We start from the raw sequence: 11,893 nt of genomic DNA on the forward strand, positions 1-11,893 counted from the left end.
TGGGATGTTCGCCGCGGCGCTATGCCCGCGAGGCGGTAGCGGTGACAGGAGCCTCTTGATCCGCGCCGCCCAGCGCCGGTTTCTTCCTGCGCTGCAAACTTGCCGCTTGTTGTGCCTGCTCCCCGTCAGCACCAATGGCACAGATTTGAGGTTGTGATTTAAGGAGGATTTGGGCTTCGTCGTAGTGACGAAGGAACGAAGATGAAGCCCAAATCCTCCAATGCAAAATCGCCGACCAAGGCCCCTGCGGAGCGGGTGGTGAAGGACATCCGGCGTGCAACCCGCCGGCACTTCTCGGCCGAAGACAAGATCCGCATCGTGCTGGATGGCCTGCGCGGCGAGGACAGCATCGCCGAGCTGTGCCGCAAGGAAGGCATTGCCCAGAGCCTGTATTACACCTGGTCGAAGGAGTTCATGGAAGCCGGCAAGCGCCGCCTGGCCGGCGACACCGCCCGTGCCGCGACCACTGGCGAGGTGCAGGATCTGCGCCGCGAAGCCCGCGCCCTGAAGGAATGCGTTGCCGACCTGACCCTGGAGAACCGCCTGCTCAAAAAAAGCATGATCGCGGATGGGGGCGACGACGAATGAGGTATCCCGCCTCGGAGAAGCTCGAGATCATCCGGATCGTCGAGCAGTCGCACCTGCCCGCCAAACGCACGCTGGACCAGCTCGGCATCGCCCGTCGGACCTTCTACCGCTGGTATGACCGGTTCCTCGAAGGCGGCCCGGAGGCCTTGGAGGATCGGCCGTCGGCGCCGACCCGGGTGTGGAACCGCATCGGCGATGATATCCAGGACCAGATCGTCGAGATGGCCCTGGACTACAGCGAACTGTCACCGCGCGAGCTGGCGGTGCGGTTCACCGACGAGAAGCGCTACTTCGTGTCGGAAGCCACGGTTTACCGCCTGTTGAAGGCCCATGATCTGATCACCAGCCCGGCCTATGTCGTGATCAAGGCCGCCGATCAGTTCCACACCAAGACCACCCGGCCGAACGAGATGTGGCAAACCGACTTCACCTACTTCAAGATCATCGGGTGGGGCTGGATGTACCTGTCGACCGTGCTCGACGACTTCTCGCGCTACATCATCGCCTGGAAACTGTGCACCAACATGCGGGCCGAGGACGTCACCGACACGCTGGACATGGCGCTGGCTGCCTCGGGCTGCGACAGCGCCACCGTGCTGCACAAACCCAGGCTGCTCAGCGATAACGGTCCCAGCTACATCGCTGGCGAACTGGCTGAATACATCGAAGCTCAGCAGATGAGTCATGTGCGCGGTGCACCGTGCCACCCTCAGACCCAGGGCAAGATCGAGCGCTGGCACCAGACTCTGAAGAACCGCATCCTGCTGGAGAACTACTTCCTGCCCGGCGACCTCGAGGCCCAGATCGAAGCCTTCGTCGAGCACTACAACAATCAACGTTACCACGAGAGCCTGAACAACGTGACGCCCGCCGACGCCTACTTCGGCAGGGCACCAGCCATCATCAAACAGCGTGAAAGGATCAAACGACAGACCATCGAATATCGGCGCTTGCAACACCGCAAGCTCGCCGCTTAAAATCCAGCCCCTGACGAGGCCCGCACTCCGCTAATTTACGCCGCGAGTTGTGCCAAATGTTCTGACGACGGACAGACAACGCTGACCATCACGCTGACAGACAGCGGCCTTGCTGCCACCAATGAGGACGCGGCTGTCAACGAAGCGGCGCTGCCGTTCGGGAGCAATCCTGGCAGCACCGCCGAAACCGTGTCGGGCTCGGTTGCGGATAATGTGACCGGCGGTGTCGGCGCGCTCACCTTCTCGCTGCTGGACAGCCCTAACGGAAATTATGGCACGCTCACCTTCAATCCAAACGGGAGCTGGAGCTACACGCTGACCTCACCGGTCATCGGGCCGAGTGCCAACAATGGCACGAACACGGTCAACAATGCCGAGACGTTCAGCTATCGGGTGACCGACGCCAACGGCAACACGTCGGTCAACAGCATCACCATCGATATCATCGACGATGTGCCGACGGCGACGACGCCGATCGCAGTCAATGTGATCAACCAGAATGGAGGGACGAACGCGGCCTTCCTCGATGCGGACAACAGCGTTGCGAACAATTACGGCGCCGACGGCCCGGGCAAGCTGTTCTTCACATCAGACGCCATCACCGCGCTGGAAGGTCAGTCGCTCACCTCCGGCGGGCAGCCGCTCAATTATGCGATTTCGCCCGACGGATTGACCCTTACCGCCACCAAGCCCGATGCAAGCGTGGTCTTCACGATCCAGATCCAGCCCCCGGGCTTCAACGATCAGTACAAGGTCAATATCTCGCAGCCGCTCGACGCGGTTACCCAGATCGACTTCAACGCTGACGGCTATGATTTTTCGGGAGGCAATGTTGCGTGGAACTACTTCCGCGATGACGCTACCCCCAATAGCCCGGACATCCTGCTGACGCCGATCGGCGCGAGCGGCCAGACCGTCAACACGAACGCCAATTCGGGCGGCGTGGGCGGCGGCGGCGGCGGCGGCGCCATCGAAGCGGGTGAAGGCCTGCGCATCGATTTCGTGACCGATCTCCTCGGCACGCCTTCGAGCGGCGGCTCGGGCTATCAGAACGCTGGCAATCGCAATCACACCTTCTCCGATCACTACACCGTCAACGGTGCATCGGCGGTGTTCGCCTCGACAGCGGGATCGACCGTGCGCTTTGAAGTCAAGGATGACCCCGACGGCGTTGTCGGCAATGATGCGGTGGGCGATGGAACCACCGATGCGATCACGGCCGTTGCCATCCGCTTTGGTGCCTCGACGGTCACGGTGAACGCTTCTGGTTCGCCGCAGAATGTTTCGGTCGGGGGGCAGAATTATACCGTCACCTTCACAGGCGGTATCGTGACGATCTCGGGGATCGTGAGCGACACGCAGGTCGCGATCTTCACCGACGATGGATATAACAGCCTCGAAGTCTCCTATGTGTCAGGCTCGAGCTTCCGCATCGGCGATTTCGGCGCGTCCGCGATCACCACGACCGAGCCCGTGCCGTTTACCGTGCCGGTATCGATCGTCGATGCCGATGGCGATGTCGCGAATGGCGCGGTGCTCTCGATTACCGCTGTCCCCGCGGCGCCGCCTGTGGCGCTCGACCTCGATGGCGACGGCGTCGAATTCCTGTCGCAGGCCGCCGGCGTCGCGTTCGATTACGACGGCGACGGCGTGGCTGAGCCCACCGCGTGGGTCGGGCCCGACGATGGGCTGCTCGTCCATGATGCCAATGGCGACCGGGTGGCGAACGACGGCAGCGAGATTGTATTCGCTGTCGGCGCCTCGACCGACCTTGAGGGTGTGCGCCTCCGCTTCGACACCGATGGTGACGGAAAACTGACCGCCGCAGATGCCGAGTTTTCGCGTTTCGGGGTCTGGCAGGATGCGAACAGCAACGGCGTCACCGATCCGGGCGAATTCAGCACGCTGTCCGAGCTCGGCATCGCCAGCCTCGACCTGACGTCGGACGGCAAGAGCTATGTTTCCGAAGGAGGCCAGGTGCTCGTCCATGGGACGGCGAGCTTCACCCGCACCAACGGGACGAGCGGCGCCCTTGCCGACACCTCTTTTGCAACGGCTCCTGCCGATCGGCGCTCGGCCGACCTGGCGCTCGTCGCCTCGCTTGCAGGCGCGCTTGCCGTCCCCGAAGTTCTGGCGGCGCATGATAGCAATCCCGCGGTTCCCGAAACCGCGGCCAATGCGCTGCCGAGCGCCGAAGTGGGCAGTCTCCACTTTGCAATCGGTACAGGATCAGAGCACGGCAATCTCCTCAACCTCGCCGACCTTCTCCGACATGAGGGCGTGGCCAGCAAGGCCGATGCGTCATCCTCGCATTTGCCGAGCGATGCGCCCTCGTCGCCGAGCAACCTTGCGGCCGATGGGGTGGCAGAGGTCGCTACCGCCGTGCCGTGGCAATCCGAGGCGGGTGTCGATTTCGGCGGCTTGGTGACCGGTCAAATGGGGGGCGTTTCGCCAGAGGCTGTGATGGACGCGCTGCTCCTCCAGACCTCTGGCGAAGCGGTTGCCGTCAGCCAGGATGTGGCCTCGGTCCGCGAAGCGCTCGCAGAAGTGAGCGATGAGGTCGCCGTCAACGCGATCGTCGATCATTTCGCAGGCGACGCGCCCGCCGATGCGCCCGCCCCGGACGCGGGCGCAGGACACCAGCTTCTGGCGCAAACGCTCGACGCGCAGGTTTTCCTCATGACGCGGGGAATGCTTGCCGATCATTCGATTGATGACGCGGCGCAGCTGGTTGCCGCGGCCTAGGGGGCGGATTCATCATGCAGGGGAGTCTCATGAACAAACGGATCGGGATGGCGGCAACGGCGATCTGCCTCGCCGCGGGGGTATCGAATATTGCCATGGCACAAGGAAGCGAGCGCGGAGAGATCCAGCAGCGCTACGATGCTGCGCTTGCAGCGACGCTGGATCCGGCAACCATCGGGGCAAATGACGCGCGCTACACCTGGGCCTCTGAGGCAAAGGTGCAGTGCGCGATCGCGCTCGGCTATTTCAAGTCGGGAACGCGCGATGAAACCAGCATTGCGAGGTGCAAGGACGCCTCTGAGCGGATGGCTGGACAGCCCGCCTCGGAGCCGCTGCCGCCGCCGCCTCCGCCGCCGACCGAGACCTGTTCGCGCGAACTTCCCGGTATCGTCTACTTCGACTGGAACTCGTCCGAGCTCCCGGCTGAAGCATCGGAAACCGCACAATTTGTCGCGGCCAACGCTGCGCCCTGCGGTTGGACTTCGATCACGGTGACGGGGCACGCCGACCGTTCGGGCAGCAACGCATACAACATGGGCTTGTCCGCGCGCCGCGCCGAAGCGGTTGCCAACCTCATCGCGTCGTACGGGGTGCCGCGCGAGACGATCACGACCGCGCAGCGCGGCGAAGAGGAACCACGCGTGCTGACCGCCGACGGGGTGCGTGAACCGCAAAACCGTCGGGTTGAAATTGGCGTTCGGTAAGGAATTGGGGGATCAGATGCGCAAGTTCACTTTCTTGGCTTCAGCGGCGCTTGTCTTTGCAGCGACCACGCCAGCCTTCGCCCAAGTCTCGATGCAGGAAGCGATCTCGCTGGCCGTCAAGACCAATCCCGAGATCCTGCAGGCCCAGTTCAACAAGGAAGCGATCGAGTTCGAGCGCAAGCAGGCCCAGGGCCTGTTCCACCCGCGGATCGATGTCGAAGGCTCGGCGGGGGTGCGGCGGCTTGAAAACAGCACGCGGCGCGCGCTCGGGATTGCGAACGATGAACTTTACCCCCTCGAGCTCAGCCTCGGCGGCGAATGGACATTGGTCGACTTCGGGCGCCGGCGCGGCGAACTGCTGCGCCAGGCCGCCCGCGTTGACGGGGCGTCGCTCCGCGTCCTGGAACGCTCCGAATTTGTCGCGCTTGAGGTTGCGCGCCAATATCTCGACCTCCTCTTGCAGCAGCGCGTTCTCGCCGCCTCGCAGGACAATGCCGCCTTCCACCGGGCGCTCGTTGAGGACCTCGGCCAGGGCGTGAACCAGGGCTCGATCAGCGTTGCGGATCTCCAGCAGGCGGAGGAGCGGCTGCAAGCGGCGACCGCGCGGCAGGAAGAGGCGCAGCAGGCGTTCAACGAGGCGAACATTACGCTGCGCCGCCTGACGGGGCTCGACATCACCCAGCCTTCGCTGCCGCCCGTTCTCGCGAGCGCGCTGCCGACCACGCTCGACCAGGCGGTGGGCCTCGCACGCACGCGCAACCCCCTGGTGCGCGAAGCAACGGCCGACGTCGATTCGGCTAATGCCGCGGCAGCCTCGGCGAAGGGCGATCTCTATCCGACGATCGGCGTCGAAGTGCGGGGCCGGATCGGCGATGACATCGACGGCTTCCGCGGCGAGACGAACGATCTCCAGGCGCGCGCGGTGCTGCGCTGGAACTTGTGGGATGGCGGGATCAACCGGGCCAAGCTGCAGGAAATGGTGCGCCGGGCCAGCCAGTCGCGCTACCGCCTGCACGAGCTGCAACGCGAGGCCGAACAGGATGTGCGTACGGCCTGGTCGGTGATGCAGACGCAGGGGAACCTCGTCGGGGTGCTCGAACGGCAAAGCCAGGTCAGCGACGATCTGCTGCTTTCCTACCGTAGCCAGTTCAATGTCGGGCGGCGTTCGCTCCTCGATGTGCTCGATGCACAGAACACGCGCTACAACACGCAGGTTCGGCTCGAAACGGCGCGTTTCTCGCAGATATTCGCCCAGTATCAGGCGCTTGCGGCCACGAACAGCTTCCTTGATGCGCTCAACGTTGCGCCGGGTACCGGGGCAGGGGAGACGGAGCGGGAGCAGTTCCAATATGGGCCGCCTGTCCCTGCCGAACTGCAGCGGCGCGTCTATCCATAAGGTGGTGATCGCTCCGGCGAATTAAGGCAAATTTCTGTGTCCAAAATCGAGGAATCAATCGAAGGGCGTCTGATCGATTCCCTCGTCGAATGTGTTGCGGAACTTTCGCGGCACTTCGCCGGGGGCCAGTCGCTCGCCGGACTCGACCAGTTGCCGCGTGACAGTCGGGGACTGCTCCCCGCCCACCAGGCAGGCGCCGCGCTTGATATCGCGGGCCTAAACTATGAACCGCGCCGGCCAAGGAAACTCCCGCGCGGGGCGGTGCATTATCCCGCGCTCGCCCAGATGGCGTCGGGCGAGTTTGTGATTCTTCTCGAAATTCGCGAGAGCGACCTGCTCGTCTGGCGGGCGGAGCGCGGGCGCGAAGAGTGGGAGCCTTTTGCCGAGGTTGCCAAGACATTTGGCGGCATGTTCCTGTCGGTCTACGGCGATCCCGACAAGATGCGCGAGGCAGAAGCCCCCTGGCATGCAAAGGGGCGCGGCCACTGGTTCTGGAGCGAGCTGCGCAAGGAACGCAGCGCCCTCTCGCCCGTCCTCCTCGCATCGCTTCTGATCAACATCCTTGCGATCGCGATGCCGCTGTTCACGATGAACGTCTACGACCGCGTCATCCCCAATCGCGCAGGTTCGACCCTCTGGGTGCTCGCCATCGGCGTGATCATTGCCTTCGCGCTCGAATTTGCGCTTCGCAGAGCGCGCACGGCGGTCATCGACGATGTGTCGCGCGACCTCGATATCCGGCTTTCGCAAAAGATATTCGGGCGGCTGCTTGCAACGCCGCTCGAGGAACGCCGGGGCCATACAGGCGCGCTCGCCGCGCGGGTGTCGGAATATGCGATTGTCCGCGAATTCTATGCGGCAACGACCGTGGTCCTGATCATGGATCTTGCCTTCCTCGCGGTCTTCGTTGCCGTGATGGCCATTCTCGCAGGCTGGCTCGCGCTCGTGCCGCTGGCAATCATTGCGGCGATGATCGGGGCCGGGATCGTGCTCCAGCGCAGGGTGGTGACCGCCGCGCGCGATGCGCAGGCCGATGCCGGGCTGCAGCAGACACTCCTCGTCGAAGCGCTCGCAGGAGCCGAGACGCTGAAGAGCATGGCCAGCGAGGGCGGCATGCTCGGCCGCTGGCACCGCCTTGCTGAAATCGGGAGCCACTCGCAGCAGAAATTGCGCGACATTTCCTCGCTTGCCATCGGGCTCGCGCAGGTATTCCAGCAGGTCTCGACCATCGCCTTGATCATCGGCGGCTATTATCTCTTTGCCGCGGGCGAAATCACGATGGGCGCGATCATTGCCATCGTCATGCTGTCATCGCGTTCGCTCGCCCCCGCCGCGCAATTTGCCTTCCTGCTGACCCGCGGCAGGCAGGCGCAGGAGACGTTGGAGAGCATCGAGCGCCTCTTTGAAGGCGGCGACGAACGCAAGCAGGGCAGCAGCCTCGTTCTGACCGAAATCAAGGCGCCCGCGATAAAGCTCGAGAATGTGAGCTTCCGCTATCCCGGAAGCGAGAGTTCGGCTCTCGCGGGCATCGACGTTCAGTTCGAACCTGGCGAACGGGTGGCGATCGTGGGCCGTGTCGCGTCCGGAAAGAGCAGCCTCGGGCGCGTCATCTGCGGCCTTTATGCGCCCACCGAGGGCGCCGTGATGATTGGCGGGATCGACAGCCGGCAATATCGTCCGCAAGTCGTGCGCGAGGCGCTTCGCTTCGTCGGACAGGATGCCGCCCTGTTCACCGGGAGCGTGAAGGAGAATCTGTCGCTCGGGCGGCCTGTTGCCGACGAACGACTGGTCGAGGCGATGAGAGCGACGGGAGCCGACCTCTTCCTCTCGCGCGATGCTGGCGGGTTTGACCGGGCGGTCGGAGAAGGCGGCCGCGGCCTCTCGGGAGGACAAAGGGCGTTTCTTGCCCTCACGCGCGCGCTCGTGACGCCAAGCGAACTCCTGTTTCTCGACGAGCCGACGGGCGCGATGGACAGCCAGACGGAAAAGCAGTTCGTCGAGCGCCTCGCCGATGCGCTGACCCCGCGCCAGACTCTCATCGTTGCAACCCACAGGCCCGCGCTCTTTTCGCTCTGCCAGCGCTTGATCGTGCTCGACAGGGGGCGGGTCGTTGCAGACGGACCGATTGCAGAGGTCATTGCGGCCGCGGGCGCTGCAGAAAGCATTACGCCATGACTTACGCGAGTTCACTTCCCGGGCCGGCCAAGAGGCCGCTCGCCGTGACCGCCAGCGGATCGCGCTGGCTCTTGATCGCCTTTCTTGCGCTGCTGCTTGCCGGGGCGGCGGCAGGGTGGCTGCAATTTTCTCCGCCTGCCGATGACCCGGTCGAGACGCCAGTCCCTGAAACGCTCCGCCTCCAGATCCCGACCATGTCGACGGGCGAGCATCAGAATCTGGTCGTCTCCGGCGAAACGGCGCAGGCGCGCAATGCCGCAATTCCCGCGACGAACGAGGCGCTCGTCGCCCTCGCCGGGTTCAAGGATATTCCCGCAGGCTCAGCGCAGCACGCAACCGCGCTCAAATGCCTGACCCAGGCAATCTATTACGAGGCCGCCAATGAGCCCGAACTCGGCAAGCGTGCGGTGGCACAGGTCGTGCTCAACCGTCTTCGGCATCCCGCCTATCCAAACTCGGTGTGCGGCGTCGTGTATGAAGGCGCCAGCGCCCCGGTTTGCCAGTTCAGCTTCACCTGCGACGGGGCGCTGCTGCGCACGCCGATGGCGCGGCAATGGCGCGAATCCGAACGCGTCGCAAGGGAAGCTCTGGCCGGCGCGTCCGTGCCCGAGGTGGGGTCCGCGACCCATTATCACGCCGATTATGTCCTGCCGCGCTGGGCCTTTACGCTCGGCAAGATCGAGAAGATCGGAACGCATATATTCTATCGCTTTCCAGGGCGCGCAGGGAGCGCTGCAGCGTTCAGCAACCGCTGGAACGGGAGCGAGCGGATCCCCGCCCTCGATTTTGAAAGATTGCGGCAGGCGATGCTCGGCGAAATGGAAGGCGCTGCCTCTAATCAAGCCTATGTTCCTGGATTGACCGTGGTTCCCGACGTCAAGGATCGCCATGCGGCCACCGATGTCGGGGGACGGCTCGATACGACGACGAGCTGGCGTCTCACGCTTCCCGATCCCGTTCAATTGAGCAGCAGCTATCGTACGGCGGTGTCGGTTCAGGCAAGCCCCGCTGCGGAGACGGCGATTGCCGCAGCCGAGGACGAAACAAGCGGTCCGGCGGCCCGGGAGCATAAGCCGTGACCTGGATCGAGCGGTTCAAAAGCTGGGATTCGAGCCGGCGCCTCATCGCCGTTGCTGCTGCCGGCATGGCCCTTTTCGTTATATGGGCGGCCCTGGCGCCGGTTGACGAAGTGACGCGCGGCACCGGGCGCGTCATTCCCTCGAGCAAGGCGCAGCTGGTTCAGTCCGCAGAACCCGCCACGATTGCAGAAATACTCGTCCGCGGCGGGCAGTCGGTGAAGCGCGGGCAATTGCTTGTCCGGCTCGATGATGCCCAATCTTCCTCCGCCCTTGGGCAATTGCAGACCGAAAATGAGCGCCTCGCGGTGCGGGCGCAGCGGCTTGCCCAGGAGGCCCGCGGCGGCGCGCTCGGGTGCGAAGAGGGGTCGCTTTGCGCCGAAGAGCGAAGCCTCCAGCAAGCGCGCGTAGCCACCGCAAGAGCGCGGGAAGGGGCCCTGGGGGCAGCGGTTGAACAGCGGCGCCGCGAGCTCCAGGAGGCGCAGGCAACCGCCACCGCGCTCGAAGACAGCGTGAGGCTCGCGCGCGAGCAGGTGCGGATGCTCGAACCGCTCGCCAAGCAGAATATCGTTCCGCAGACCGATCTCCTGGCGGCGCAGCGCGAACTCGTCGATGTCCAGGGGCGGCTCGCCGCCGCGCGCCAGTCGGTCGGCCGCGCCTCGGCGGCCATCACCCAGGCGCAGCAGGATCTGAGCTCGGCAAGGTCGGAGTTTCGCCAGCAGGCGCTGAGCGAACGCAGCGAAGTCACGACGCGCATGGCGGTGAATGAAGAGACGATCCGCGGCGCACAGGCACGCCAGAAACGCAATGAACTGCGCGCGCCCGCCGATGGCGTGGTCAACAATGTACAGGTGACGACCGTCGGCGGCTTCGTGAATGCCGGCGAGACGATCATGCAGGTCATCCCGATCGGCGACAAGCTCCTCGTGGAAGCGCGGATCGCGCCGAGCGACATCGCCTTCATCAAGGTCGGTGACCGCGCCAACGTCAAGGTGACGGCGTATGACTTTTCGATTTTCGGCGGATTAAGCGGCACGGTGCAGCAAGTGTCGGCCGACAGCATCTTCGATGAAGTTGAACGCCAGACCTATTATACGGTACTGATCGAAACCGACCGATCCTACATCATGCGCTCCGGCAAGCGCCTCCCGATCGTCCCGGGCATGATCTGCGACGTCGAGATATTGACCGGTCGCAAGAGCATATTGAGCTATCTTCTGAAGCCCGTATCCAAGGCGTTCAACGAGGCGCTCACCGAACGCTAGCGCGAGGCGATCTGGTAGCCGTGCAGCCAGGCCTTGTTCTGGCCAAAGCTGATGATCGCGCGGTAGTCGTGGCTCGAAGACGCATCGAGGATCGCGTCGGTCGCATTGTCGAGCATGAGATAGCGTCCCCCGTCGCGCACGATGAGGACGGCATGGTCGGCATTGCGGACAAGATCGCGCGCGATGGTAAGGACCATATCCTCGCGAGCGACGCCCATTGCGGCCAGCAATTGCATCTTGGTGAGCGCGATATCTTCGCAGTCGCCGCGCCCGAGAGCGAGCGTTTTTCGCGCGCCGGCCCAATAGTCGGCCTGGCCGAAAAGGTCGCGATCATCGGTGAAGGCAATCTTGCGGTTAACCCAGGCATTGACGACGCCCAGCGTTTCCTGGCGACTGCCGGACGTCTTTTGCTCAAGGGCGCGAACATAGTTTGCGGGCACGCGCTCGTTGCGAACGCGCTTCCAGGCGGCGTCAAACGAGGTGCGCCCGAGGGCGAGGCGCTTGCTCGCGAGAAAATCCTGGGGTGAATAGGAAGGCTGCGGGCGCGCCGCGGCGCGCACCGCGCTCGCCGAAGTCATGCTGCAGCCTGACCCGAGGCGGCCGCCGCCAGCGGCGGGTTCCAGCGGCTTAAGCTCGGCGGGGTGGGCGGCTGGAGGCATCGCTGCTGCCGGTGCGGGCGCGCTTGGGGCCGCTTGCACTGCGCGGATGCGATCGAGCGCACTGGGCTGCCCGCCCAACAGGGCGACGCTTTTGCTCGCAGGCAAAGCGGGAAGGATCGGCTGCGCCGCTGCGATGGCAACGCCGTACGGGCGATCATTGCAGAGCTTTGTGTGGGACATGGCGATCGCGGCGACTGCCGGCGCCAGGGCGCCTTGCGCGGCCGCGCCTTGCGGGGCAAGCAAGGCCGCTGCCAAGGCTCCTGCCGCAAGCGCAGGACGGGGCCGAAGTCGAAGGGCGATCCACCGTT

At 64.4% G+C, this 11,893-nt stretch carries 8 protein-coding genes; 7 read left to right on the top strand and 1 reads right to left on the bottom strand.

Annotated features, from left to right (window positions below; genetic code table 11):
* Positions 1 to 201 precede the first annotated feature (201 nt).
* The 7 genes from LH20_RS06425 (at position 202) to LH20_RS06455 (ending at position 10,926) form a co-directional block, all read left to right on the top strand.
* Positions 202 to 1,565, top strand: a protein-coding gene (locus LH20_RS06425) for an IS3 family transposase (RefSeq protein ID WP_085995949.1) whose coding sequence is annotated in 2 segments (ribosomal slippage) — positions 202 to 549 and positions 552 to 1,565 — 1,362 coding nt in all. Because the reading frame shifts where the segments join, the coding sequence is not laid out codon by codon here.
* A gap of 189 nt (positions 1,566 to 1,754) precedes the next feature.
* Complete coding sequence (locus tag LH20_RS06430; RefSeq protein WP_053553499.1) at positions 1,755 to 4,310, top strand: Ig-like domain-containing protein; 2,556 nt, start codon at positions 1,755 to 1,757, stop codon at positions 4,308 to 4,310.
* 29 nt (positions 4,311 to 4,339) lie between these two features.
* Positions 4,340 to 5,014, top strand: a complete 675-nt coding sequence (locus tag LH20_RS06435; protein WP_053553500.1) for an OmpA family protein — start codon at positions 4,340 to 4,342, stop codon at positions 5,012 to 5,014.
* 16 nt (positions 5,015 to 5,030) lie between these two features.
* A complete protein-coding gene (locus tag LH20_RS06440) occupies positions 5,031 to 6,410 on the top strand; it encodes a TolC family protein (protein ID WP_053553501.1) in 1,380 nt (459 codons plus the stop codon).
* A gap of 36 nt (positions 6,411 to 6,446) precedes the next feature.
* A complete protein-coding gene (locus tag LH20_RS06445) occupies positions 6,447 to 8,585 on the top strand; it encodes an ABC transporter transmembrane domain-containing protein (protein ID WP_235527140.1) in 2,139 nt (712 codons plus the stop codon).
* Positions 8,582 to 9,664 (top strand): cell wall hydrolase, encoded by a 1,083-nt coding sequence (locus tag LH20_RS06450; RefSeq protein ID WP_053553503.1) that lies wholly within the window; start codon positions 8,582 to 8,584, stop codon positions 9,662 to 9,664. Before LH20_RS06445 ends, LH20_RS06450 begins: the two co-directional genes overlap by 4 nt.
* Complete coding sequence (locus tag LH20_RS06455; RefSeq protein WP_053553504.1) at positions 9,661 to 10,926, top strand: HlyD family type I secretion periplasmic adaptor subunit; 1,266 nt, start codon at positions 9,661 to 9,663, stop codon at positions 10,924 to 10,926. Before LH20_RS06450 ends, LH20_RS06455 begins: the two co-directional genes overlap by 4 nt.
* Here the strand turns inward: LH20_RS06455 and LH20_RS06460 are convergent.
* Entirely contained in the window at positions 10,923 to 11,840 is a 918-nt protein-coding gene (locus tag LH20_RS06460; RefSeq protein WP_053553505.1) for a transglutaminase-like cysteine peptidase, read from the bottom strand. The genes LH20_RS06455 and LH20_RS06460 overlap by 4 nt on opposite strands.
* Positions 11,841 to 11,893: the final 53 nt, after the last annotated feature.

This window comes from Sphingopyxis sp. 113P3 (assembly GCF_001278035.1).
GTDB lineage: Bacteria > Pseudomonadota > Alphaproteobacteria > Sphingomonadales > Sphingomonadaceae > Sphingopyxis.